This window comes from Bacillus sp. SW14 (genome assembly GCF_047608225.1).
Taxonomy (GTDB): Bacteria; Bacillota; Bacilli; order Bacillales; family Bacillaceae; genus Bacillus; species Bacillus subtilis_G.
The window spans coordinates 3757339-3781167 of record NZ_JBLKRW010000001.1 but is presented as its reverse complement, the minus strand read 5'-3'; the positions used below and the strand labels follow the sequence as shown (position 1 = coordinate 3781167).

Below are 23829 nucleotides of genomic sequence, written 5' to 3'. Positions count from 1 at the left end.
CCTATATTAGAAATTTGCCCAAACGTACATGCCCGAATGTACGTTTTTTTTATTTCATTGTCCACTACAATGAGAAGGAATATGATCAAGCAATGTGTTGAAAGGGGATTATCATGTCAAGAATGTTATATAAATTAGGAGGATGGGTTGCTCGCCATCGCGTAAAAGTAATATGTGCGTGGATCGTTGTGTTAGTTGCGTCGATAGGCCTTGCAATCACGTTAAAACCAAGTTTTTCTGAGGATATGTCCATACCTGACACACCTTCGGAAAAAGCGCTGGATGTGATTCGAAAAGAATTTCCTCGCGGCCCTGATAAAGGAAGCATAAGGGTGATTTTCGGTGCTGAAGATGGAGAGAAACTTACTGCAAAGACAGCGAAAAAAGCAATCGAAAATACGTTCAAGGAAATCAATAAAGATGATTCCGTTGACTCGATCGCAAGTCCTTTTGTGACAGGAACAATCGCGAAAGACGGCACGGTTGCCTATGCTGATATTAAGTATAAATCTTCAGCAGATGATATAAAAAATTACTCTATCAAACACTTAAAAGACAGTTTGAAAATGGCTGATGATGAGGGACTACAAACTGAACTTAGCGGAGATGTACCGGGAGCCGAAATGGAGATAGGCGGAGTGTCTGAAATTGTCGGCATTATCTTGGCTTTTGTCGTTTTAGCCATTACATTCGGGTCTTTATTAATAGCTGGTTTGCCGATTTTAACTGCACTGATTGGATTAGGAGTAAGCATTGGACTGGTTTTGATTGGGACACAGGTATTCGATATTGCTTCCGTCAGTCTTTCATTAGCCGGAATGATTGGCCTTGCTGTTGGGATTGATTATGCTTTATTTATTTTTACGAAGCACCGCCAGTTTTTAGGCGAAGGTATACAAAAAAATGCATCAATTGCGAGAGCTACAGGAACAGCTGGGAGTGCAGTTGTTTTTGCCGGACTTACTGTTATCGTCGCACTTTGCGGATTGACGGTTGTTAACATTCCTTTTATGTCCGCAATGGGGCTGACAGCAGGACTTAGTGTATTGCTGGCTGTTCTCGCTTCAATCACGCTGGTGCCTGCCGTCTTGTCGATAGCGGGTAAACGGATGGTTCCGAAAGCAAACAAGAAAAAAGAAAAACAAAGCGCCGAAACAAATGTCTGGGGACGCTTTGTCACAAAAAATCCTATCATGCTAAGTATATGCAGCATTCTCATTTTGCTTGTTATTAGTATCCCATCTATGCATTTGGAGCTGGGCTTGCCTGATGCAGGGATGAAAGCGAAGGATAATCCAGATCGCCGGGCTTATGACTTGCTTGCCGATGGATTTGGAGAAGGATTTAATGGTCAATTAACAATCGTAGCGGACGCCACAAGTGTGGCAGAAAATAAGGCGGAAGCCTTCGCAGATGCAGTGAAAGAAATAAAGGAACTAAAACATGTAGCGAGTGTCACTCCCGCAATGCCTAATAAAGAAGGGAACTTTGCTATCATTACGGTCGTTCCTGAAACAGGTCCAAATGATGTGGTAACAAAGGATTTGGTACAGGATGTACGCAGCTTATCAGATAAAAACGGGGTAGATTTGCTCGTTACTGGATCGACTGCAGTGAATATTGATATTTCAGATCGGCTGAATGATGCGATACCGGTGTTTGCTGTACTCATTGTTGGTTTTGCGTTTGTATTGCTGACAATCGTATTCCGTTCGTTGCTTGTGCCGCTTGTTGCTGTTGCAGGATTCATATTGACGATGACAGCCACTCTTGGAATCTGTGTATTTGTCTTACAAGACGGGAATCTCATCGACTTTTTCAAAATACCTGAAAAAGGGCCGATACTCGCGTTCTTGCCGATTTTATCCATTGGGATACTGTTTGGATTAGCCATGGATTATCAAGTATTCCTTGTAAGCAGAATGCGTGAAGAATATGTGAAAACAAAAAATCCAGTCCAAGCGATTCAAGCTGGTTTAAAACACAGCGGGCCTGTTGTCACCGCAGCAGGCCTGATCATGATATTCGTTTTTGCAGGATTTATCTTTGCTGGTGAAGCGTCTATCAAAGCAAACGGATTGGCTCTTTCCTTTGGTGTGCTCTTTGATGCATTTATTGTACGAATGACACTCATTCCAAGTGTCATGAAGCTGATGGGGGATGCAGCCTGGTATTTGCCAAAATGGCTGGACAAGATCATTCCGAATGTAGATATAGAAGGGCATCAACTCACGAAGGGAATTCAGCCGGAGATCGATCAGGAACAAAAGAAACAAATCATGTAATAGAAAGCAGATCTTTTTGCGAGATCTGCTTTTTTGTGATGAAAAGAGGTAACGATGATTGCCTAATTGACACATATATTAGTGATTGCTAATATGATGTTAAACATATTAGCATTTTCTAATGTGAGGAGGGGAACACATGCAATTGCAAAATATCGACTTAGATATGAAAGTGAAGCTCATACATGGTTTTTCTAATAAAACAAGAATTCAAATTCTTGAAAGCATAAAAAACCAGGAAAAAACGGTTTCTCAAATTGTAGAAGAAATAAAAGGGAACCAGTCGAACATCTCACAGCATCTTGCGTGTTTAAAAGGGTGCGGAATTATTGTGGGAAGGAATGAAGGGAAATACTGCTATTACAGTGTGAAAACTCAGCATATTCGGGATTTATTAACCATGTTCGATGTTGTTCTCCAAGATGTTCAACATGATGTTGCCTGTTGTGAACGTCACATAGATGAGGAGGATTGAGTTGGCTGACAAATGTTGCCGTTCTACTAAAGAAGCTGAATATAAAGAGAAAAATTGCAGCAGCCATTCATCGAAAGAAACAGGTAATGAACAAGATCAATCAAGTTGTTGTCAGAGCAAAATCCCCACAGAGAATCATTCAATGAAAGCAAGCTGCTGCGGCAGTAAAGAGCATCACACAGCAGAAACACACCCGGAGCCTCTTCCTTCCGGGGAGAAGAGGTCATACAGGATTCATGGGATGGATTGTCCTGCTTGTGCAAAAACAATTGAAAAAGGGTTGCGTACATTAAAGGATATAGCTGATGTAAAGGTTCATTACAGTACTGCGAAAATGCAAGTGGCAGCAAGCAGCCCAGAAGCCTTTAACCCAATTGCCAGTGAAATAAAAAAACTTGGATTTTCTATTGAACCTTTACATCAAGGGGACATCAAAACGTTTGATATTGAGGGAATGGACTGCAGCAGTTGTGCTAAGAGTATTGAAAACCATTTAAATGGTCTTTCCTCCGTTAAACATGTTACTGTCCATTTCTCCACTGGAAAAATGAAAATTGAACATTCGGGCAGTGTCAAAGATATTATCAATGAGATTTCAAAAATTGGCTATCAAGCTTCCCTGCAATCAGGTAAGAAATCAATACAGAAAAATAAAAATGAACAGCGTGTAGTCATCTTATCTGGTGTACTCATCGCCCTTGGTTTTACCGGTTCCTTTTATGGGTTGCCTGCCATGATGTCAGCAGCGCTCTACTTTATCGCTATGGCGGTAAGCGGGTACAAGCCCGTGAAAAGTGCATACTATGCGATCAAAAGCCGTTCACTCGATATGAATGTTTTAATGTCAGCAGCGGCGATTGGAGCGGCTTTCATCGGGGAATGGCTTGAAGGCGCCACAGTTGTTTGGCTATTTGCCCTTGGCAATTACCTGCAAACGAAGTCAATCGAACGAACAAGAAATTCCATTCATCACCTTATGGAATTGGCACCTGCAGAAGCCTGGGCCCAAGTTGGTTCAGAGCTGATGAAAAAACCAGTTGAAGACATAACCATCGATGATATCATCGTTGTAAAACCAGGTGATAAGATTCCATTAGATGGTGAAATCACCCGCGGCGAATCCAGTGTCAACCAGGCTCCGATAACAGGAGAATCCATCCCTGTAGATAAGCAAATTGGTGATGCGGTATACGCCGGGACTATGAATGAACATGGTTCCCTTGAAATCAAGGTCACGAAGTTGGTTGAGGATACAGCCATTTCCAAGATCATACACTTGGTTGAAGAAGCGCAAGAACAAAAAGCGCCAACAGAAGCCTTTATAGATAAATTTGCAAGTATTTATACACCAGTTGTGTTTATTCTTGCATTGGCGATTATGGTGTTTCCTCCACTCATTGGGTTTGGCACTTGGAGCGGGTGGTTTTATAAAGGGCTTGAACTTCTCGTTGTAGCTTGTCCTTGTGCTTTAGTGATTTCTACGCCTGTTGCCATCGTATCAGCTATCGGTAACGCTGCAAGGAATGGCGTGCTCATAAAAGGCGGAACGTTTTTGGAAACCGCTGGGGCCATTTCTGCTGTGGCATTTGATAAAACAGGAACATTAACCGAGGGAAAGCCTAACGTATCTGACATTAAGGCTTTGCACCTATCTGAGGCAGAATTGCTATCGATCGCTTTCACATTAGAGGATTACTCTGCACATCCCATTGCTAAATCAATCGTTGATTACGCCAATGAAAAAGGAATCCAGCCTAAAAAGGGCGAGTTATTCAAGAATATCGTAGGAAAAGGCGTTCAAGCGGACATTCAAGGAGAGACTTTTTACGCAGGCAATCTAAAGCTATTTGAACAAATGAATGTGGATGTAAAGGATGCAAAAAAATATAGTCAAGAACAGCAGAACAAAGGCAGGACAACCGTTATAATCGGAACCCAAAATCAAATCATCGGGATGATCGCTGTTTCTGACACAATACGGAAAACGTCAGCTTCAGCTTTACAAGCGTTAAAACAAAGCGGAGTCAAACAGACAGTCATGTTGACCGGAGATAATGAAGGAACCGCAAAAGTGATTGCTTCAGAAGCTAATGTCGATCGTTATTTTGCAGAATTAATGCCGGAAGAAAAAGTAGAGGCTATCAAGACATTACAAAAAGAAGGCTATAAGGCAGCGATGGTGGGAGACGGTATTAATGATGCGCCGGCACTCGCAGCAGCAGATTTGGGTATTGCTATGGGCGGTGCAGGAACCGACACTGCAATGGAGACAGCAGATATTATTTTAATGGCTGATCACCTTGATAAACTTTCCCATACGATGAAGTTAAGCAAAAAGGCTTTAGCTATCATTAAACAAAATATTTGGTTCTCCATCATGATTAAAGTCATAGCATTGGTTTTCATCTTTCCAGGCTGGCTAACACTTTGGCTTGCTGTATTGAGTGATACAGGTGCCGCTTTGATTGTGATTTTAAATGCGCTAAGATTGCTGAATTATAAAGAATAGACATCAAGAAATCATTTACTGATCGCCATATCGCATATTGCTGATGTTATGTGATATGGCTGTTTTTTACATATAAACTGTGATTTTACCTTTCTTTCATAAGCTAAAATAATCTTATTTTGTGGTGATATTTAGAAGATAAAGTCGTGAGAAAAAGGAGAAGTCAATTTGGTGAGATCACTCATTTTCGATATGGATGGAACGTTGTTTCAAACGGATACAATTTTAGAATTATCATTAGATGATGCCTTCGATTATTTAAGGTCACTTGGCCAATGGGATACAGCGACCCCTATTGAGAAATACAGGGAGATCATGGGTGTTCCTTTACCTGAAGTATGGAAGATTTTATTGCCAAACCACTCCATTGAAATAAGAGAAAAGATGGATGCTTATTTTTTAGAAAGGTTAATAGCTAATATCAACCAAGGGAAAGGCGCATTATATCCTCACGTTGAAGAGATATTCAGTTATTTGAGAGACAACAATTATTCAATTTTTATAGCAAGTAATGGCTTAATAGAATACCTAAAAGCAATTGTGAGTTTTTATCAGTTAGACAGGTGGGTGACTGAAACGTTTAGTATTCAACAAATACATACACTGAATAAAGGCGATATAGTAAACACTATCCTGAAAAAATACGGCATTCAGCAGGCGGCAGTTATCGGGGACCGTCTGTCTGACATAAATGCGGCTAAAGATAATGGTTTGATGGCCATCGGATGCCATTTTGATTTTGCACAGGAAGAGGAACTTGCTCAAGCTGACTTTGTCATCCATGACTTAATCGAGCTGAAAACATTGCTGCCGGAGCTGAAAAAAGGAGATTCAGTTTTATTCAACCGTCAAACTTAAAAGAAAGAGAGAGTCAAGCCATGAAACAGCATATGAATCTCCTTCCTTTAAGTGTGACTTTAAATCCTGTCATTAAAACCGCAATCCAAATACATGAATCACGAAAATGACAACAGGCGGGATCAATAGGGAGGGCAGCAGATTCAGCGTTTTAAATTTCTTGATTCCCAGAATGCTTAACCCTGAGCTGAGGATGAGTATGCCTCCCACAATTGTGATTTCGTTTATAAGGTCTGTATTGATTGCGCTCTCCATTACTTTAGCAAATAAATAGATGGAGCCCTGCCAGGCAAATAACACAATGGCAGCAGCTGCTATTCCAAATCCAAAAGTCGAAGCGAGCACAATGGAGGTAATCCCATCTAACATACCGTTTGTCAGGAGGTACGTATAATTTTCATTCAGCGCGGCTTCAACAGGGCCCAATATTGACAGCGAACCTATACAAAATAATAAGATCGCAGTTGATAAACCTTCCGCTAAATTGCTTTTAGAGAATCTGTTCACCAGCTTGTTGAACCGTAATTCCAGGTTGATGATTTGGCCAAGCAAACCTCCAAGGGCTAAACTCACGATAAAAAGAATGGGGTATTTACTATCAGGCAAATGCTGTGTAAGGGCATTGATCCCCAGCCCGACAGCAGCGAACCCCATTGCCTGCATCAGGATATCCTGGTATTCGCCTTTAATGCCTTTTTTAAATATCCCTCCGATGACGCTTCCTGCAATGATCATAACTGTGTTAAAAATGGTTCCAAACATAAGTTTTCTCCTCCAATAACGCTTCCTGTATAAAAAATAAACCCTCAAGTTAGTAGAGAGTCAAGGGAGATTGAAAACATATTCATGAGATTGATTTGATTGGCAAGAGGATTTCAGTCACATAGCTGTCTAGATTATTCGTAATTCCATAATCAATGAGTGTAATTTCAATTGAGTCGGCTGCTACCTCATAATGATGTTCTTTCATGTATGCCAGCAACTTTTTGTAATAGGGTTCGGCTTCTGGATGTGATCCTTTAAACCTGATTTGCAGATATTCTCTTGAAGGGAAAATGGTTTCTGATAAAGTGTTTTCACTTTCATCTTCAAGAATCATGAATATACTGGAATATTTGTCAAACTGATTTGCTTTTACATGTGCTGCTGAAATGGATAAACCGATCTTGCCTATAAAGATATCCTCGTTTACATTCAGGCGGGTTCTCAATTCTGCTAATGAATGTTCGATATCATGGCCGAGAATATACTCATGCTCTAAATAAGCCACACGTAAGGCGGGAAGTTTGATTTTTGAAATGTGATCTAACGGCGTGTGAACGGCATCTTCTATTTGGATGATGCGGCGGGAGATCTTTTTCTCAATGCGTTCCAATTCTCTCTTTTTGCGATCAATGTCAGTCTGCTGGCTTTTCAGTATATGAATCAGAGTGTTGGTATTTTGAGAATTATAAAAGTCAAGAAGTTTATTGATTGGCAGGCCTAAAGCCCTCAAATACTTGATGGTATCCAGCCGCTCAAACTGTTGGGTGGAATAGTATCTATAGTTTGTTTGCTCGTCTTTATATTCCGGTTTCAAAAGGCCGATTTTATCATAATACCTAAGAGCAGAGATTTTCACATTGAATAACTTTGAAACTTCTCCAATCGAAAAAAATTTCTTCATTCTATCAACCTTTCTGTTCTTTGATTGGTGAACTCTTTATATATATCCCACATTATATATGATGGCAGAGGCCTAAAGGTAAAGTTTGCGGATAGATTTCAATCCGATATATTGTATGGTTGAAATTCAAAAAAGGCTGTCGAGAAAACCTCGCCAGCCTGGCTCCTTTATGAAAGAAGCTTTTCTACTCTTCAAAATAGGGATTCACATGGATGAGCACTTCTTCCACATCTGGAAACTGTCTTTTGATTTCATTTCGGATTTCGCGGGCAATATCGTGTCCCTGCTTAATCGTCAAATCATGATCTAAAGATAAACGCACATCAAGCAATTTATAGTGGCCATGTTCTCTCGCGCGGATTCTATCGATTCGTTTTACTTGATCACATTCAAAAATAACCGCTTTATATTCCGCTATCAGCTTGGGGTCAACACTTTTCTCCATGAGAACATCAACAGACGGCCTGATTAATTCCATTGAAATTTTAAAAATGAGGTAAGCCACGATCGCACTGGCAATTGCATCGGCGTACAACAGATAAGTCCATCCGCAGGTGTTCCCGATAATCGCCAATAGGACGCCGATAAAAGCGGCGAGAGAGGCAACGATATCGCCTTTATGATCGTATGCAATCGCTATAATCGCTTTACTGTTCCATTTTTCCCCCTGCTTGATGGAATAACGATATAAGATCTGCTTAGCTGCGTACGAAATCAGAGCTGCAAACAATGCGCTGTATTGTGGAACGCTTGGCCCTTCAACAAAGGACAGAATCGCTTCTATTAGGATATAAACGGATACGATCACTAAGATAATTCCTACAATCGCCTCACTAATGACTTCAGCTTTTCCATGACCAAACGGATGGTCTTGATCAGGCGGTTTATTGGAAATACCGATCACTGCCAGAACAGCAATCGAAGCCACGACATCCGCTGCAGAATGTATACCGTCTGCAAAAACGGCATCACTATCGCCTATAAGGCCAAAAAAGACCTTTCCGGCCATTAAGATCAGATTGGCTATTAATGCAATCAAAGCAACTTTTTTGCTTATTTGTTCTCTTTCACTTGCCATTTTTTCCCCCTGTAAAACTGCACAAAAAATAGGAGTGCTTGTTATTCACTCAACGTACCCTTTCTTGTGAAATCACTTTGCTTATCATACCAACTGAATTTCGAGTGGGTCTATAGCAACGTTGTTTCCTGTTTACTAATAAATAAGGTGGCAGAAAAAAAGTTGGAGCCGGGCTAAAAGCTAACAGAGAAAACCAATGCGTTATTGTGTAACAAGCTGTGATTAGCATGAATTAAAATTTTGCCTCAGTGAAAAATTCCCACCTGATTTTTAAAAACCTGTTGACATTAGACCATCTGTATTTTATCATTATCTCATATTCAAGATATTTTAATTCGAGATAAATAATTAACGATCAAGTGCAAACCTGAGTTTTGTTGAATAATGAAGAGATGTCACAAGCATTGTCTGTTCTTTTAAATGATATGCAAAGTGTTTTTTTATAAAATAATATCTCGAATTCGAGATAAAAAGAGGGGTATCGTAAATGGCTGAATTTTCACAGCTAGTCCATGAAAGAAGATCTGCAAGCAACTTCCTTCCAGATCATCCAATCACAAAAGAAGAACTCAATGAGATGTTTGAATTGGTTTCATTGGCTCCATCAGCTTTTAATTTGCAGCACACAAAATATGTGACGGTGCTTGACCCGGATGTGAAAAAAAAGCTGAAGCAGGCGGCAAACGGACAATATAAAGTGTTTAGCTCATCTGCGGTTCTTTTGGTATTGGGGGATAAGCAGGCATATCAGCAAGCGGCTGATATCTATGAAGGATTAAAGGTGTTGGGGGTATTAAATAAGCAAGAGTATGATCACATGGTTCAAGATACCGTTTCGTTTTATGAAAACAGGGGAGAACCATTTAAGAGAGACGAGGCGATAAGGAATGCTTCACTTTCTGCGATGATGTTTATGCTGAGTGCTAAGGAAAAAGGCTGGGATACCTGCCCTATGATCGGGTTTGATGCTGAAGCCGTGAAACGGATTTTGGATATAGATGACCAATTTGAAGTTGTCATGATGATGACAATTGGGAAAGAAAAAACAGAGAGCAGGAGGCCGCGCGGATACCGGAAACCTGTGAATGAGTTTGTTGAGTATATCTAAATAATAAACGTAAAGGAGCGGATAAATATGGCTAAAAAAACGATGGGAATCCATCATATTACAGCAATTGTCGGTCACCCTCAAGAGAACGCAGATTTCTACGCAGGAGTGCTGGGGCTTCGATTGGTCAAGAAAACCGTCAATTTTGATGATCCTGGTACGTATCATCTTTATTTTGGGAATGAAGGCGGGAAGCCGGGAACCATCATCACCTTCTTCCCGTGGGCGGGGGCCCGCCAAGGCATCATTGGAGACGGTCAAGTAGGCGTGACTTCTTACGTCGTGCCGAAGGGGGCTATGGCTTTTTGGGAAAAGAGACTTGAAAAATTCAACGTTCCATACACAAAAATCGAGCGTTTTGGAGAACAATATGTGGAATTTGATGATCCGCATGGCCTGCACTTAGAAATCGTGGAAAGAGAAGAAGGAGAAGTTAATACTTGGACTTTTGGAGATGTAACACGTGATGTTGCCATTAAAGGTTTCGGAGGTGCAACCCTGTTGTCAGCACAGCCTGAAAAAACAGGTGAACTGTTAGAAAACATCATGGGGATGGAACGAGTCGGCAAGGAAGGAGACTTCATTCGTTATCGTTCTGCCGGTGATATCGGAAATGTGATTGACCTTAAATTAACGCCTATTGGCCGCGGACAAATGGGAGCAGGCACGGTACATCACATTGCTTGGCGGGCTAACGATGACGAAGATCAATTAGATTGGCAAAGATATATTGCGTCTCATGGTTATGGTGTGACTCCTGTTCAGGATAGAAACTATTTTAATGCCATTTACTTCAGAGAACATGGAGAAATCCTGTTTGAAATCGCAACTGATCCTCCGGGCTTTGCACATGATGAATCACAAGAAACAATGGGCGGAAAATTGATGCTGCCTGTGCAATATGAACCGCATCGGGCACAAATTGAACAAGGGCTGCTGCCGTTTGAAGTAAGAGAGTTAGATTGATTTTAATGAATGCTGACGCATGAAGAAAAATAAAAAGACATATAGTCAATAGATGATTGCTGGACGGTACTGGAGGCAAGAAATCAGACTGCTGCCTTTCAGCACATCATGTTACATCAAAAATAAGGAGAGATAAAAATGGAAGATGCAGGACTTTTGCTTATTCGTATTATGATTGGTGTGGTGTTTCTGTTTTATGGATCACAAAAATTATTCGGCTGGTTTGGCGGATACGGGATTAAAGGAACCGGACAATGGTTCGAGTCAATTGGGGTTAAACCAGGTAACGTCGCGGCCGCTTTATCAGGTCTTGGGGAATTAGTAAGCGGAATTCTATTTATTTTAGGTGTATTCCTCCCGCTTGGAGCTGCTATCATCACGATTATTATGTTAGGTGCCATCGTAAAAGTCCATGGAGCGAAAGGATTTGCGAATGGCGCAGGCGGTTTTGAATATAACTTGGTACTGATTGCAGTCTCCATCGGGGTTGCACTCATCGGTTCAGGGGCTTACGCTTTGCATTTTTAATACGCAAGTATGTAAGAACAGTTACTGGCAAGCGGTAACTGTTCTTTTGTTTTGGGATTTTCAAGCAAACTTGCGGGTACCCTGCAAAGCAAAAAAGCGGATATAAAAAATATAAATGTGTATAGTGAATGATACGTATCAATGAGCTTGGTCATGAAAGGCAGGCCAATTTGAAGGAGTAAATTGATGAAAGAGATGACAGAATTACATTCATTAGATGCTATAGAGAATTTTATTACACAGCATCAATTCAGTTTTATCTATATATCAAGACCCGGCTGCACAGTATGTCACGCAGTTCTGCCGCAGCTCAGAATATTATTGGGTCAGTTTCCAAATATCACATTGGGGCATATCAATGCTGACGATGTAGAAGAGGTCGCCGGCAGATTTTCAGTCTTCACTGTCCCTGTGCTTCTTTTGTTCATTGATGGGACTGAGTTTTTGAGAGAAGCCCGTTTTGTTCATTTTGAACAGCTTGAAGAAAGGCTGAAAAGGGTTTATCGGTTATATCAAGATGAATAAAGTTTACGCAAGCCCCCTTTAAGGGGGTTTTTGTTCTTTGAAAGGGGACAATGTCATGCCGCCCTCTATGCCTGTTTTAAAGACTGAACACATGTGTTATGTCATCAAAACTCAATTTCAACAGCAATTGATCAGAGACAATCATCGAAACGGCAATTGCTCAGATCCTCAGCTAGATTCCTGCTGATTTGGATCGGTAACGGGATGGCTGTTTCAAAGATAAAGAAATCATGCATTGCAAGCAAAACCCTTGAATAAAGAAAGTTGGCAGTTTGAAATTCATTGACATAAAATCCAATGGCATGAAATAATACTCATAAATAATATTACTTTTGAGTATCTTTTTGTGGAGGATGATCCTAGTTGAAAAGCAAAAAAGGACGTAAAGGGGAAGAAAGCCGGAAACGATTACTCAAAGCAGCTGCCAATGATTTTGCGAGTCGGGGATTTCATGAGACGAAAGTAAGTGACATTGTGAAAAGAGCCGGACTGACGCAGCCTTCTTTTTATCTGTACTTTCAAAGCAAAGAAGCCATTTTTGAGGAGTTAATCACCGATTTTCACTCTCGTGTAAAAAAGCTGACAGAGTCACTTCTTCTGGAAAACGGATTAAATACGAAAGATGTGTCACAACGGGTGCTGTCCGCTGTGGAAACTGTTTTTCAATGTCTGGCTGAGGACAAGGATGTAACCAAGATCGGCTTTTTTCTGAACCCAGAAGCGAAACAAATGAAAAAAGACTTGGCGATGGTTTTGAAAGAGAACTTAGAAGCAGAACAACGGCTGGGTTATTTTCACTCCGAACTCGACATGGAAACGGTGGCTGAGTGTTTGATCGGCATGATTGTACATTTAACCGATTCATTTTTGTTAACCGGTATCAAAGATCCGGCAAGTCTCGCCGCACAGGTTGTGAATCTTTTAATATACGGGATGCTTCCGAACGGGCGTGACGTAAGATGATATCTATGATTATGAAAGCCAGTTTGGCAGTTTTTATGCTCGCGGGAGGCATCATAAAGGTGTTCCGCGTTCCCTTTCAAGTGGAGCATTGGCGGCATTATCAATATCCATTATGGTTTCTGACTGTTACTGGCATTCTGGAAATAGCCGGGGCACTTGCCATGACAGCGGGAATTTGGAATCGGTATGCAGCGTTGGGGGCAGGCGTGCTGTTTATCGTTCTCATGGCGGGAGCGGTTCATGCGCACATGTTTCGAGCGCGTCAATCGGTTCTCATGACGATGCCTGCGATGATTTGTTTGATTGCTTCTATCATGATCATTATTCGGGAGCTCATGTAATGTTTAAAAAGTCTTTTATTTTGATTTGCAGGAAATTGATTTCTCTTATCGAATGATAGAGAGTCAGAGGCTTATAACGGCTTATTTTTTATTTGTACGCAGTGATTGTCCGGCACCAGCTGGACTTTTTTTATAAGGAGGAATACAGAATGACGTTAACCTTGGAAGACATGACTGTGGAAGAGTTCGAGGCATTTCGCGGAATGTCCGTGCAAAATTATGCGAAGCAAAACATAGCGTCGGGAACTTGGACGGAAAAAGAGGCGTTTGAGAAATCGGAGCAGGCATATGAGAAAATGATTCCGAATGGACGAAACAGCAGTAATCATTTCTTTTGGAACATCACAAATGAACAAGGGGAAGGGGTGGGCTGGCTCTGGCTGTATGCTGATCCGCACCATCCGCAGAAGGAAGCGTTTATCTATTCCTTTGGATTGTATGAAGCATTTCGCGGAAAAGGGCTGGCTCAATCGGCGCTTCAAACGCTGGATGAAAGAGCAAGAAAGCTTGGTGCGGAAAGACTTGCTCTTCATGTGTTTGCGCACAACGAGACAGCCGTCCATCTTTATCAGAAGATGGGCTATGCCATGACCAATATACGTATGCGGAAACAGCTGCACGGACCAAAGCCGCTTACTTAAGCGGTTCTCCAAACACAATATGCCAATGTAAATGTTTAGAGTCCTGGTAAGCTCCTAAGTTGGTGATCACACGGCATGCGCCTTTTTCTTCCGTCACCATGGAAGCGACCTTTTGAATGACATCCATTAATTCAAGAAGCAAGCCATGATCGTGGTCTTCCAGGGTGATCAACGAGGAGATATGCTTCTTGGGGACAGCCACAATATGGACTGGATAAAAAGGCTTCGTATGGTAGTAAGCCAATACGTTATCTGTCTCTAGAACCTTATGTACTTTCGTTTTGCCGCTAAATACTTCATCACAATAAAAGTCTTCAGTCATATGATCCATCCTCACTTTGGTTGTTTGATTGATTCTTCTGTCTCCTTCTGTTATTTACCTTCTTTTTTGTATTCATTTTACATGAATTGGGGATTTCGGTTCGTTAGATCAAGGGTTTAGATGTTTGAAAATAATAAGAAAAAAGGACAGCGTGTGCTGTTCTTTTTTATGTAATGAGGTGAAATTGTCAACATTCTATGGAGCTTCTTCGGCTGTAACGACTAATTTTAGTCCATTTGAACGAATCTGACTATTGTCAGTTTTGTCAGAGATAAATAATTAAAAACAGATGTTTATCATAAATTTTTTGAGATTTAAAGTTTACAATCTGACTTGGGTCAGATAAAGTGAGTGTGATAGATCAAAAGAAAAGGAGAAGAACTGATGGAGTTACAGGCGAAAAAAATACACACTGCAAAAATGTGGTCGTTATCATTTATTTTTGTCACGCTTTCAAATGCATTTTTATTTATGGTGTTTGAAATGTTATTGCCGACATTGCCTTTGTTTGTTACTGCTTTAGGGGGTGGGGCAAAGCAAGTCGGGTTGGTTACAGGTATTTTTATGATATCTGCCATTGCCATACGTCCTTTTGCAGGGGTTTTGGCTAAACGATTTAACAAAAAATATTTACTTATATTTGGAATTGTTATCAGTGCCTGCTCAACCGGTGCATATTATCTTGCGTCAGATGTGAGCGTCCTATTGCTCATTCGCTTCATACATGGTGCCGGTTTTGGATTAGCAACTACTTATTTTGCGACGATTGCCGCAGAAATTATTCCGAAGGAGCGCCGAGGTGAGGGGATTGGATATTTTGGGGTAGGCGAAACAATTGCGGTTTCGATTGGACCGATGATTGGTATCGTGGCACTGGAGCTTTATGATTTTCAGAGACTTTTTCTAGGCGGGATGTCTATTCTATTACTGGCTGTGCTAATGGCTGTATTTGTGCGGAGGCGGTCTGAAGGAAAAGACACGGCTGAAAAGGGAATGGTAAAGGTCAAGGTGTTAGAAAAACGTGTGCTGTTTCCTTCGTTTCTCATATTACTAGTCGGAATTGCTGCATCTGCGATCATGTCCTTCTTTTCACTCTATGCGCTGGAAAAGGGTTTCCGAAGTGTCGGAATGTTTTTCTTTCTGATTGCGGCAGCCAGTTTTTTTATACGCCTGATCTCAGGGAAAATGTTTGACCGGTTTGGAGCGGCCGCTATCCTTATCCCCGCTTCAATTTTCTCTTTAGCAGGGCTGTCCATACTGTATCTTGCCCAAACCGATGCTATGTTTTTTGCTGCGGCGATATGTTACGGGTTTGGATTTGGTTCAATATTTCCGGCTATCCAGACATGGTGTATTAATCTTGTTGAAGAGCATGAACATGAGGATGCTATGGGGACATTCTTTAATTTTTTTGATATGGGAATTGGCGGAGGCTCGTTGTTATTAGGTGTAGTGGCAACGATCTATTCTTATCGGGAGATTTATATCGTTTCCATTTTGGTGTACCTGCTGTTTCTTTTATTATATATTTTATTTATCTATTCCAAGAGAAAAGAGAAAACGGATTTAAATAATTAGGGGAGGGCAGAACAGTGACCCGTGAGAATATAAAACGCACAGCCGTTCGCCAATTTAATGAGCTTGGCTACGAGGGAGTCAAAATGGCGCATATTGCAAAAGAACTGGGGATTCGGAAACAATCTCTGTCCTACCATTTCTCGTCAAAAAAGGATCTGTTGATGGAAGTATACCCCGAGATTGTTGAAGAAGAAGTAGCGTTTATCAATGATTTTTTTGAATCCCGAAAGCATATGCCAGCCAAAAATCTTATATATGCTTTTTTAAAAGAAACACAGGCGCGCTTTCATGCCATGCCCAATGTAGCCTTTTTGCAGGCGATGTCGTTTAAGGCTCCTGTTGAAGTAAGTGATTTTATTTCAGCCCAGTATCTGCTGTTTCTGCATGCTTTGAAAAGCCGAGTTGCACTTGTTTTTAAAGAAGCGGGCATCACCTGTCCGCCCGAAAAGTGTGCGATAGCCTTTATCACTCTTTTCGATGGGCTGAACATTCAGCTGGTTTACGAGAATAAACAATCATTTGAGCGATCTTTAGAGATTTCCTTCGATATTTTTTGGCAAGGGCTGAAGGCGAAAGCTTGAAAAATACCAAGGGCGAACAGCCCTTGGTATCCCTTAACGTTATTGATCCAGCTCTTTCATTTGTTTCGTAAGTTCATTGAAAGCCTGATCAAGCTCTTTGTATCCTTTATCATTTGGCGCCATAAAACTGATCTTTCCCAGCACTTCTTGTCTTTCTGTCTCAAGCTTTAAACGAAGTTCTTCTCGGTCATTTCTTTCTGATGGAGCGTCATTCAATTGCTTTTCGATGCCATTGTCCGAGATGACGAGTTTACTGTTGGTTGTTTTTTCGAGAAAGTATCGGTCATGTGACACTGCCAGCAATGTGCCGCTGTAGTGTGACAATGTTTCTTCCAGCTGTTCGCGTGACGGCAGGTCGAGATGGTTTGTCGGCTCATCTAAAATCAGCACGTCTTTTTCCTCCAGGATATAAGCCATCAGTTTAATCTTTACACGCTCGCCCATACTCATATGCTTGATCGGCTCAGTCCATTGGGAAGCTGTAAAACCTAAGTGCTTCATCAGATTTTGAACGTGTCCCCTTGCTTCGTATGTTTCATTTTCAAATAACTCTTCCGGTGTTTGTTCTAAAGGCAAATCAAACACCTCCTGCGTTAAATAGCCGATGTTTGCAGACGGCGACACCCATACACTCCCATCAGCTGTTTCCTGTCCCAGAATGATTTTCAGTAATGTCGTTTTTCCGCTGCCATTAGGGCCTATGATCGCAACCTTTTCACCGTGTTGAATCGTAAAATGTGCATTTTTAAAGAGTAGCCTTTCGCCAAAAGCCTTCGTTACATGCTGAACTTCTAAAAAATGTTTTCCCGTTTTATGGGTTGTATCAATTGAAAAGTGTACATGATATTCTGGCTTAAGGGATTCCGCTTTTGCTTTTTCCAGCTCTTGTTCAAGCCGCTTCCGCTTGGATTTCATTTGGGCATCCGTACGCTTCGCTTTTACACGGTGATATTCTTTAAATCCTTCCTTTTTCGTCGATTGGGCGTGCGCTTTTTCCGACCATGAAGCCAGCTCATTCATTTGTGCTTCAATTCGTTCAACCATTTTTTGCTGCTTTTCATATTCACGCTGCTGGGTGAGTCTTTTCTTTTCCCGGAACTTCATATACCCAGAGTAATTTCCTTTGAATTCAATCAGCGATTGAGCTTCGAGAGACCATATTTTTGTTGCGGATTCGTCTAAAAAATAACGATCGTGAGAAACAAGAATCACAGTGCCTCTATAGCTTTTCAGCTGTTGAATGAGAAATTGCAGGCTTTTTTCATCAAGGTGGTTTGTCGGTTCATCTAACAGTAAAAGATCTGCATCCTCTGAAAATCCTTTTGCCAGCCGTGCTTTCAGTTTTTCGCCGCCGCTTAATTGATGGAAATCTCGAACGGGCACACACCATTTCTCCAGTAATTTCTTTTCGGCAGGCGTCTGATCCGCAAAGGAATACGACGCGGTTTCCTGTTCTACCAGCGTCATTTTTAAATCCTGCCGAAGTCTTCGGATTTGTCCTTGTGCAGGGGTTAAGTCATTGTGAATGAGGTGAAGCAGCGTCGATTTCCCAGCGCCATTTTTGCCGATAATCCCAATGACATCTCCTTGATGAACACTGGCATTTACGTTTTTAAAAATAGTCAGATTCATCACTTCATAGCTGACATTTGTTAATGTTACAATCTCTTTCATTCATATCCCTCGCTTTAAAGGGAGAATCAAAAAATCCTCCCAAATGTGTTGGAAGGATTAGCCGCGCCTGTGCATGATCAAATAAGCTATTGTTCATAAATAGCAGTGTCATCTATATAGAAAATGGGCAGACTAATCCTATTTTTTCTGATTTGAAATATTGATTTCAAACGGTAAAAATAAGATTAGTTAATCATTGTCCACCCATCATCCCTTCTTGTTTTGATTACACACACTATAGCATAACTTCAAATTCGAAAGCAAAGGCCATTTGGGATATTTTTCATCAAAAAACTCCTGCTCTCATTTTTGAGGCAGGAGCTGCGAGTCTTATTGATGCTTTGCTTTTCTCACTTTATAAACCACAATCAGCAAAATAAACCAAACCGGCGTGATAAATAAGGAAATTCGAGTATCCTGAGCTAATGCCAAAACAACAATGATAAACGCCAGAAACGCAAGAATCAGGTAGTTTGAAAACGGATAAAGCGGAAGCTTAAACTTATTTGTTTTCGCTAATTCAGGTCTTGTTTTCCGGTATTTCATGTGGCAGATGACCGTAATACCCCAAATGTAGATAAAGCAGACGGTGGAAATGCTTGTGATCAGGGTGAATACGCCTTCTGGCATGATGTAGTTTAGCGTGACACCGATTAAAATCACGATAGCTGAAAAGAACAACGCATTTCTGGGTACTTTACGCGGAGTCAGTTTCGCCATTGATTCAGGCGCATTATTATCTTTCGCCAGGGAATAGATCATACGGCTTGTACTGAACACAGCGCTGTTGCATGCAGAAGCAGCGGATGTCAACACAACAAAGTTAATAATACTTGCTGCCGCGACGATGCCGACCGCGACAAATACCTGTACGAATGGGCTTTCGCTGGGATTGATAACATTCCAAGGATAGATGCTCATAATGACAAGAAGAGCACCGATATAGAAAAGCAGCACCCGGATAGGGATATTGTTGATCGCCTTAGGGATGACTTTTTCAGGGTTTTCTGTTTCACCGGCTGTAAGTCCGACCAGCTCAATGCCGACAAAGGCAAACACAACCATCTGGAACGAGAGGATAAACCCGTGCATTCCATTCGGGAACATACCTCCGTGGCTCCAGAGATTTGTGAAACTGGAGGCTCCTGAGCTAGTGGGAAACCCTTTAAAGATCATCACAAGACCGATAGCGATCAGCGCCAAAATGGCAATGACTTTAATTAAAGCAAACCAAAATTCTAATTCTCCAAAAAGCTTAACAGTTGCCAGGTTCATAATCATTAAAACAATCAGAGCGATTAAGCCGGGCACCCATTGCGGCACACCCGGAAGCCAATATTGAGTGTAAAGCCCGACGGCTGTCAGATCTGCCATCGCAATGGAAATCCAGCAGAACCAGTATGTCCAGCCGGTGATAAAGGCTGCCATATCGCCTAAATAGTCTTGTACAAAATCAACAAAAGAGTGATAGTTCAAATTCGATAACAGCAGTTCACCAAGAGATCTCATAATTAAGAAGCAAATGATTCCTGTGATCAAGTAGGCAAATAAAATCGACGGGCCGGCAAAATGAATTGATTTTCCTGAGCCGAGAAATAACCCCGTCCCAATAGCACCGCCGATGGCGATGAGCTGGATGTGCCTGTTTTTTAAGCCTCTCTCCAAGGTTTGCTGATTTATATTATCTTTCGTCATATCGTCTGTCACTTTGTGTGTTCCTCCATTGAAAATTGTTTTGAGTCAGCAATACGTTTTTAATGATTATTATAACACTAAAATTTCTATCTTTTTTACTATAAAGGTAAATGAAAAGAAATTTTAATGTTTTTTGAAAAAATTCATTATAAAAAGCGGCTCCATTTAGTGAGCCGCAGTCGTTTTATGCCATTTCTGTTTTTTTTAAATACAGGTAGAGCCCATAATCTGTCGGAACGGATGCATATCCTGCCTGCCGCAGCATTGCTGTGATATTGCCGCGGTGGTATGTCCCGTGATTAACAACGTGAGGAACCAGCTCGGAAACAGTCGTTTGCATGATTCCGGCTGAGGGGTTTTGAATCTGGAGGGGTTTATCGATCTGTTCGTTTTGCTGTAAACATAATGTGTAGCGCTCGGATAACTCCAGAAACAGAGCTTCCATCTCCTCCATTTCTTTTGCCTCTGTCTGTTCTTTAAGTTGTTCAGCTAATGCGAGAGCATCGTTCATGCTTTTGCCGGAAAACACTTCAATCCAGCCGAGGTCGGAGAGGTAAACATGAGACAAGACATGGGCTATCGACGGAAACACACTTTGAATGTCCTGGCGATAGACCTCTTTTGGAAGCTCTTTTAACCGGTTGAATATTTGCTGATTAGCCCATATGTTATATTCATAAAAATGTAGTGGAAAATCTGGCATGTGGATTTTCTCCCTTCGTGTTTATAATTTTATTGTACACGAACAGGTGTTCTTTGTGGAGTGTTTGTGAATAAAATAGGTTGACAGACATAGTTTAGAGGGATAAACTAATTGACATTGATCATATAGTTTAGAGGGATAAACTATAATGAGGAGGGGAAGATGTTGAATGAACAAAAGCTATGTCAGGCGATAAACCTATTTGTGGAAGTATTACTAGAAGGGACAGAGTTTGTGCATCGTGAAATCAATCAGGATGTCTTCAAGCATATCTCCAGAGAACAGGCGGACCTGTTAAAAATTTTAAAAGTCAAAGGACCAACCTCTCCCGGCAGCCTGGCCATGTATCAAAATGTACATAAGAGCGCGATTTCGAACAGACTGAAAAAGCTGCTTGAAAAAGGATTGGTTGAATGGGATGACTGTCCGGCAAAAAGTGATAAGCGCTCTAAGCTTATTCATATCACAGCCAGCGGTGAAAACATCCTGGAAAAATTAGATTCAGCCATCTTTAACGCTCTTAAAGAGCTAATCGATGATATAGATGAGGAACACTTAAACTCTATCATAGAGATATTCACCATTCTAAAAAGCAAATTTAAAGGAGGAGATCCTGCCGAATGAGAGCAATCATCAAATTCAAGTGGGCGATTGCAGCCTTTATATTAGCACTTACCGTGATACTGAGTTTGTTTTCTCCGAACGTAACGGAGCTGGCGAATCAAAAGGGGCAGGCCCAGCTTCCCGCTGATGCTGTTTCAGAAAAAGCAAATGCCATTTTAAAACAAGCGGGAGAAGACAATAATTCGATCAGTATGGTCTTTACATTAGACCACGCTTTGAAAAAAGAGACAGAAGATCAGCTCCGCACAATGATCGATAAAGTCAAAAAGATCGACGGTGTAGAAGATGTAACGTCTCCTCTTACAGCGGAAAAAGAAGTAAAAGACCAATTAATCTCGAAAGACAAGAAAACCATCCTCGTTCCTGTCACGATTACAGGTTCTGATAAAAAGGCGGAAAAAATCGCGAATGACATGTATAAAATCGTCCCTGATGATTTGACGGCATATATAACGGGAGCCTCCCTCATCAATCAGGATTTCGCCCACAGTTCAGAGGAAGGGCTCAAGAAAACGGAAGTGATCACAGTCTGCTTGATCATCGGTTTACTGCTGATCGTGTTCCGCTCTGTTGTGACGCCTTTTATCCCGATTGTGGTTGTCGGGTTTTCATATCTGATCAGTCAATCCATATTGGGCATTCTCGTGTACAATGTTGATTTTCCTATCTCGACGTTTACGCAAACCTTCTTAGTCGCCATCCTGTTCGGCATCGGAACAGATTACTGCATACTGCTTCTGACCCGATTCCGTGAAGAATTGGCAAATGGACATGACAAAAAAGAAGCGGCGTTAATCGCTTATCGTACAGGGGGAAAAACCTTATTTATCAGCGGATTTGCGGTATTGATCGGGTTTTCTGCCTTAGGCTTTGCGAAGTTTGCGATTTTCCAATCAGCAGTAGGAGTCGCAGTCGGTGTGGGAATTTTAATGATCATCCTCTACACACTGCTGCCATTATTTATGGTGACACTGGGTGAAAAGTTATTCTGGCCTTCTAAGAAAGTGCTGTCGCACAGTGATAATAAATTATGGGCGTTTCTCGGCAGACATTCGGTTGTGCGTCCGTTTCTGTTTATTGTCATTACGGTGATCATCACGCTTCCGTTCATCTTGACCTATGATGACCAGATTTCATTCGATTCGACTGCAGAGATCAGCAGCGATTATAAATCAATAAAAGCTCTTGAGGCCATCAAAGATGGATTCGGTGAAGGGAAAGCGTTCCCGATCAATGTTGTCGTGAAAGAAGACAAAGAACTTACAACAGCTGATACAATCCCTTATCTCGGAAATGTCAGCAAAGCGATTGAGAAAGTCGATCATGTGGACTCTGTCATGACCATCACGCAGCCGACTGGAGAAAAAATCAAAGATTTATATATTGATAAACAGCTAGGCTTGGTTTCAGACGGGCTGGATAAGACGGGTAAAGGAATTGCCGATGTCCAGAGGGGTTTAACGGATATAGAAAACGGAATGAATCAAATGGCGGGGCAAACGGGCTCAGCCTCAAATAGCAGCTCCGGCGGTTCACTGGGCGATGCGGCAGACGGTTTAGACAAAATCAATCAGCAGCTGCAGCTTGTGAGCAAACAGATTTCCCAAACCGGCAATACCGCACAGACCGTACAGCAGCTTACGGCAATCAGCGGACAGCTTGGACAGATTCAAACCGGCCTTGAACAAGCGGACCAGCAGTTCTCAGGCCAGAAGGCACAAGCCGGAACGCTGACAGAAAGCCTGAAGAAGCTGGCTGAAGGCGTGAAGAGCGCAAATGATGGCCTGACGAAAATCACTGACGGCATAACAGCTTCCAGTGATATGTTAGAGGATATGAGCAAAAGCTCAACCGTAAGGGATACAGGCATATTCATTCCTGATCAAGTCATGAAAGATAAAGACTTTAAGAAGTCAATTGACCAATATTCATTTGCAGATGGCAAAGGCGTGCAATTAAGCGTCGTCCTGGACTCTAATCCTTATTCAGAACAGGCCATTACAACAATGAACCAAATCAAAAAAGCTGTAGCAAACGAAGTTGACGGCACTCCTCTCGAGGACGCACAGATCGTATACGGCGGGGTCACGAGCGTGAATGCGGACTTAAAAGAGCTGTCCACAACGGACTTCTCCAGAACAATGGTAATTATGATTATAGGTCTGTTTATTGTATTAACCATTTTATTCCGCTCGATGATCATGCCGATTTATATGATCGCGTCATTGCTGCTGACATACTATACGTCGATCTCCATAACAGAATTGATTTTTGTGAACGGCCTGGGAAATGCCGGCGTCAGCTGGGCAGTACCGTTCTTCAGCTTTGTCATCTTGATCGCGTTAGGCGTAGATTATTCGATCTTCTTGCTTGACCGATTTAAGGAAGAGGTGCACCTTGGCATTGAACAAGGTGTCATCAGATCAATGAGCAAAATGGGATCAGTCATTATTACTGCGGCCATTATTTTGGCCGGCACGTTCGCGGCGATGATGCCCTCGGGCGTCAATACGCTGATGCAGGTGGCAAGTGTTATCATTATCGGGCTGCTGCTTTACGGTCTTGTCATTCTTCCGCTCTTTATGCCGGCAATCATCGTAACCTTTGGAGAAGGAAACTGGTGGCCGTTTGGCAGGAAGAAAATCAAAGAATAATAGAGACAAGAGGTGGGAATTTCCATCTCTCTTGTCTGATTGTTGACAGCAACAA

Annotated in this window: 22 protein-coding genes; 15 read left to right on the top strand and 7 right to left on the bottom strand. The window is 41.6% G+C overall.

All coding sequences use genetic code 11. The features are described from left to right. Window positions 1–113 precede the first annotated feature (113 nt). The 4 genes from ACMX2I_RS19070 to ACMX2I_RS19055 all read left to right on the top strand — a co-directional run bounded on the left by ACMX2I_RS19070 (window position 114) and on the right by ACMX2I_RS19055 (window position 6127). Window positions 114–2285: an MMPL family transporter gene (locus tag ACMX2I_RS19070; protein ID WP_414958026.1), complete on the top strand. Its 2172-nt coding sequence runs from the start codon at window positions 114–116 to the stop codon at window positions 2283–2285. A gap of 139 nt (window positions 2286–2424) precedes the next feature. After that, the gene (locus tag ACMX2I_RS19065) at window positions 2425–2760 is read left to right on the top strand and encodes an ArsR/SmtB family transcription factor (protein ID WP_414958025.1); all 336 of its coding nucleotides are present in this window, start codon (window positions 2425–2427) and stop codon (window positions 2758–2760) included. A 142-nt stretch (window positions 2761–2902) separates the two neighbouring features. Then, window positions 2903–5269, top strand: coding sequence for a heavy metal translocating P-type ATPase (locus ACMX2I_RS19060; RefSeq protein WP_414958362.1), 2367 nt, complete (start codon window positions 2903–2905; stop codon window positions 5267–5269). A gap of 168 nt (window positions 5270–5437) precedes the next feature. After that, on the top strand, window positions 5438–6127 hold the full coding sequence (locus ACMX2I_RS19055) for an HAD hydrolase-like protein (protein WP_414958024.1): 690 nt from the start codon (window positions 5438–5440) through the stop codon (window positions 6125–6127). A gap of 72 nt (window positions 6128–6199) precedes the next feature. Here the strand turns inward: ACMX2I_RS19055 and ACMX2I_RS19050 are convergent, their stop codons facing one another. The 3 genes from ACMX2I_RS19050 to mneP all read right to left on the bottom strand — a co-directional run bounded on the left by ACMX2I_RS19050 (window position 6200) and on the right by mneP (window position 8871). Continuing rightward, window positions 6200–6889, bottom strand: a complete 690-nt coding sequence (locus ACMX2I_RS19050; RefSeq protein WP_087993560.1) for a DUF554 domain-containing protein — start codon at window positions 6887–6889, stop codon at window positions 6200–6202. Between the two features lie 82 nt (window positions 6890–6971). Beyond that, window positions 6972–7793, bottom strand: a complete 822-nt coding sequence (locus ACMX2I_RS19045; protein ID WP_414958022.1) for a MerR family transcriptional regulator — start codon at window positions 7791–7793, stop codon at window positions 6972–6974. Between the two features lie 184 nt (window positions 7794–7977). Beyond that, window positions 7978–8871 (bottom strand): manganese transporter MneP, encoded by an 894-nt coding sequence (mneP, locus tag ACMX2I_RS19040; protein ID WP_333516762.1) that lies wholly within the window; start codon window positions 8869–8871, stop codon window positions 7978–7980. 487 nt (window positions 8872–9358) lie between these two features. Between mneP and ACMX2I_RS19035 the strand changes: the two genes are divergently transcribed. The 7 genes from ACMX2I_RS19035 (at window position 9359) to ACMX2I_RS19005 (ending at window position 13943) form a co-directional block, all read left to right on the top strand. Further along, on the top strand, window positions 9359–9979 hold the full coding sequence (locus ACMX2I_RS19035) for a nitroreductase family protein (protein WP_414958020.1): 621 nt from the start codon (window positions 9359–9361) through the stop codon (window positions 9977–9979). 27 nt (window positions 9980–10006) lie between these two features. Beyond that, the gene (locus tag ACMX2I_RS19030) at window positions 10007–10945 is read left to right on the top strand and encodes a ring-cleaving dioxygenase (RefSeq protein WP_414958019.1); all 939 of its coding nucleotides are present in this window, start codon (window positions 10007–10009) and stop codon (window positions 10943–10945) included. A 138-nt stretch (window positions 10946–11083) separates the two neighbouring features. After that, window positions 11084–11473, top strand: a complete 390-nt coding sequence (locus tag ACMX2I_RS19025; RefSeq protein WP_087993565.1) for a DoxX family protein — start codon at window positions 11084–11086, stop codon at window positions 11471–11473. A gap of 186 nt (window positions 11474–11659) precedes the next feature. Continuing rightward, window positions 11660–11998: a thioredoxin family protein gene (locus ACMX2I_RS19020; RefSeq protein ID WP_202329021.1), complete on the top strand. Its 339-nt coding sequence runs from the start codon at window positions 11660–11662 to the stop codon at window positions 11996–11998. A 363-nt stretch (window positions 11999–12361) separates the two neighbouring features. After that, window positions 12362–12961, top strand: coding sequence for a TetR/AcrR family transcriptional regulator (locus tag ACMX2I_RS19015; RefSeq protein ID WP_414958016.1), 600 nt, complete (start codon window positions 12362–12364; stop codon window positions 12959–12961). Next, the gene (locus ACMX2I_RS19010) at window positions 12958–13302 is read left to right on the top strand and encodes a DoxX family protein (protein ID WP_087993568.1); all 345 of its coding nucleotides are present in this window, start codon (window positions 12958–12960) and stop codon (window positions 13300–13302) included. The genes ACMX2I_RS19015 and ACMX2I_RS19010 overlap by 4 nt, the downstream gene beginning before the upstream one ends. A gap of 149 nt (window positions 13303–13451) precedes the next feature. After that, window positions 13452–13943, top strand: a complete 492-nt coding sequence (locus ACMX2I_RS19005; protein WP_087993569.1) for a GNAT family N-acetyltransferase — start codon at window positions 13452–13454, stop codon at window positions 13941–13943. Here the strand turns inward: ACMX2I_RS19005 and ACMX2I_RS19000 are convergent. Then, complete coding sequence (locus ACMX2I_RS19000) at window positions 13936–14265, bottom strand: HIT family protein (protein ID WP_087993599.1); 330 nt, start codon at window positions 14263–14265, stop codon at window positions 13936–13938. The two genes, ACMX2I_RS19005 and ACMX2I_RS19000, sit on opposite strands and share 8 nt — an antisense overlap. A gap of 384 nt (window positions 14266–14649) precedes the next feature. Here ACMX2I_RS19000 and ACMX2I_RS18995 point away from each other — a divergent pair, with 384 nt between their 5' ends. Then, entirely contained in the window at window positions 14650–15843 is a 1194-nt protein-coding gene (locus ACMX2I_RS18995) for an MFS transporter (protein ID WP_414958013.1), read from the top strand. Between the two features lie 14 nt (window positions 15844–15857). Further along, a complete protein-coding gene (locus tag ACMX2I_RS18990) occupies window positions 15858–16424 on the top strand; it encodes a TetR/AcrR family transcriptional regulator (protein ID WP_414958011.1) in 567 nt (188 codons plus the stop codon). A gap of 39 nt (window positions 16425–16463) precedes the next feature. On the opposite strand, the gene vmlR is transcribed toward ACMX2I_RS18990, so the two are convergent. The 3 genes from vmlR to dinB all read right to left on the bottom strand — a co-directional run bounded on the left by vmlR (window position 16464) and on the right by dinB (window position 20496). Beyond that, window positions 16464–18098, bottom strand: coding sequence for an ABC-F type ribosomal protection protein VmlR (vmlR, locus tag ACMX2I_RS18985; RefSeq protein ID WP_414958010.1), 1635 nt, complete (start codon window positions 18096–18098; stop codon window positions 16464–16466). A gap of 330 nt (window positions 18099–18428) precedes the next feature. Beyond that, window positions 18429–19805 (bottom strand): amino acid permease, encoded by a 1377-nt coding sequence (locus tag ACMX2I_RS18980; RefSeq protein WP_087993573.1) that lies wholly within the window; start codon window positions 19803–19805, stop codon window positions 18429–18431. 172 nt (window positions 19806–19977) lie between these two features. After that, window positions 19978–20496 (bottom strand): damage-inducible protein DinB, encoded by a 519-nt coding sequence (dinB, locus tag ACMX2I_RS18975; protein ID WP_414958008.1) that lies wholly within the window; start codon window positions 20494–20496, stop codon window positions 19978–19980. 165 nt (window positions 20497–20661) lie between these two features. On the opposite strand from dinB, the gene ACMX2I_RS18970 reads away from it, so the two are divergent. Together ACMX2I_RS18970 and ACMX2I_RS18965 are read left to right on the top strand one after the other, a co-directional pair. Next, on the top strand, window positions 20662–21120 hold the full coding sequence (locus tag ACMX2I_RS18970) for a MarR family transcriptional regulator (RefSeq protein ID WP_148964506.1): 459 nt from the start codon (window positions 20662–20664) through the stop codon (window positions 21118–21120). Further along, window positions 21117–23774 carry an MMPL family transporter gene (locus ACMX2I_RS18965; RefSeq protein ID WP_414958005.1) on the top strand — a complete coding sequence of 886 codons (2658 nt, stop codon included), beginning with the start codon at window positions 21117–21119 and terminating at the stop codon, window positions 23772–23774. Before ACMX2I_RS18970 ends, ACMX2I_RS18965 begins: the two co-directional genes overlap by 4 nt. The last annotated feature ends 55 nt before the right edge of the window (window positions 23775–23829 follow it).

Bases quoted from the DNA above. Each gene is read 5' to 3' on its own strand.
- ACMX2I_RS19070 (WP_414958026.1), top strand. From the start codon at position 114: ATGTCAAGAATGTTATATAAATTAGGAGGATGGGTTGCTCGCCATCGC.
- ACMX2I_RS19065 (WP_414958025.1), top strand. From the start codon at position 2,425: ATGCAATTGCAAAATATCGACTTAGATATGAAAGTGAAGCTCATACAT.
- ACMX2I_RS19060 (WP_414958362.1), top strand. From the start codon at position 2,903: ATGAAAGCAAGCTGCTGCGGCAGTAAAGAGCATCACACAGCAGAAACA.
- ACMX2I_RS19050 (WP_087993560.1), bottom strand. From the start codon at position 6,889: ATGTTTGGAACCATTTTTAACACAGTTATGATCATTGCAGGAAGCGTC.
- ACMX2I_RS19045 (WP_414958022.1), bottom strand. From the start codon at position 7,793: ATGAAGAAATTTTTTTCGATTGGAGAAGTTTCAAAGTTATTCAATGTG.
- mneP (WP_333516762.1), bottom strand. From the start codon at position 8,871: ATGGCAAGTGAAAGAGAACAAATAAGCAAAAAAGTTGCTTTGATTGCA.
- ACMX2I_RS19035 (WP_414958020.1), top strand. From the start codon at position 9,359: ATGGCTGAATTTTCACAGCTAGTCCATGAAAGAAGATCTGCAAGCAAC.
- ACMX2I_RS19030 (WP_414958019.1), top strand. From the start codon at position 10,007: ATGGCTAAAAAAACGATGGGAATCCATCATATTACAGCAATTGTCGGT.
- ACMX2I_RS19025 (WP_087993565.1), top strand. From the start codon at position 11,084: ATGGAAGATGCAGGACTTTTGCTTATTCGTATTATGATTGGTGTGGTG.
- ACMX2I_RS19020 (WP_202329021.1), top strand. From the start codon at position 11,660: ATGAAAGAGATGACAGAATTACATTCATTAGATGCTATAGAGAATTTT.
- ACMX2I_RS19010 (WP_087993568.1), top strand. From the start codon at position 12,958: ATGATATCTATGATTATGAAAGCCAGTTTGGCAGTTTTTATGCTCGCG.
- ACMX2I_RS19005 (WP_087993569.1), top strand. From the start codon at position 13,452: ATGACGTTAACCTTGGAAGACATGACTGTGGAAGAGTTCGAGGCATTT.
- ACMX2I_RS19000 (WP_087993599.1), bottom strand. From the start codon at position 14,265: ATGACTGAAGACTTTTATTGTGATGAAGTATTTAGCGGCAAAACGAAA.
- ACMX2I_RS18995 (WP_414958013.1), top strand. From the start codon at position 14,650: ATGGAGTTACAGGCGAAAAAAATACACACTGCAAAAATGTGGTCGTTA.
- vmlR (WP_414958010.1), bottom strand. From the start codon at position 18,098: ATGAAAGAGATTGTAACATTAACAAATGTCAGCTATGAAGTGATGAAT.
- dinB (WP_414958008.1), bottom strand. From the start codon at position 20,496: ATGCCAGATTTTCCACTACATTTTTATGAATATAACATATGGGCTAAT.
- ACMX2I_RS18965 (WP_414958005.1), top strand. From the start codon at position 21,117: ATGAGAGCAATCATCAAATTCAAGTGGGCGATTGCAGCCTTTATATTA.